The organism is Lederbergia graminis (assembly GCF_042655485.1).
Taxonomy (GTDB): domain Bacteria; phylum Bacillota; class Bacilli; order Bacillales; family Bacillaceae_C; genus Lederbergia; species Lederbergia graminis.
Map to the genome: position 1 here is coordinate 1 of NZ_JBHSMC010000032.1, position 608 is coordinate 608.

1 rRNA gene is annotated in these 608 nt (G+C 55.9%); it reads left to right on the forward strand.

The features are described from left to right. Positions 1–608 (forward strand): 16S ribosomal RNA (locus ACFPM4_RS19085); the annotation flags it as partial.

Below are 608 nucleotides of genomic sequence, written 5' to 3' on the forward strand. Positions count from 1 at the left end.
TTCGGCTGTCACTTACAGATGGGCCCGCGGCGCATTAGCTAGTTGGTGAGGTAACGGCTCACCAAGGCGACGATGCGTAGCCGACCTGAGAGGGTGATCGGCCACACTGGGACTGAGACACGGCCCAGACTCCTACGGGAGGCAGCAGTAGGGAATCTTCCGCAATGGACGAAAGTCTGACGGAGCAACGCCGCGTGAGTGATGAAGGTCTTCGGATCGTAAAACTCTGTTATCAGGGAAGAACAAGTATCGGAGTAACTGCCGGTACCTTGACGGTACCTGACCAGAAAGCCACGGCTAACTACGTGCCAGCAGCCGCGGTAATACGTAGGTGGCAAGCGTTGTCCGGAATTATTGGGCGTAAAGCGCGCGCAGGCGGTCTCTTAAGTCTGATGTGAAATCTCGTGGCTCAACCACGAACGGTCATTGGAAACTGGGGGACTTGAGTGCAGAAGAGAAGAGCGGAATTCCACGTGTAGCGGTGAAATGCGTAGAGATGTGGAGGAACACCAGTGGCGAAGGCGGCTCTTTGGTCTGTAACTGACGCTGAGGCGCGAAAGCGTGGGGAGCGAACAGGATTAGATACCCTGGTAGTCCACGCCGTAAAC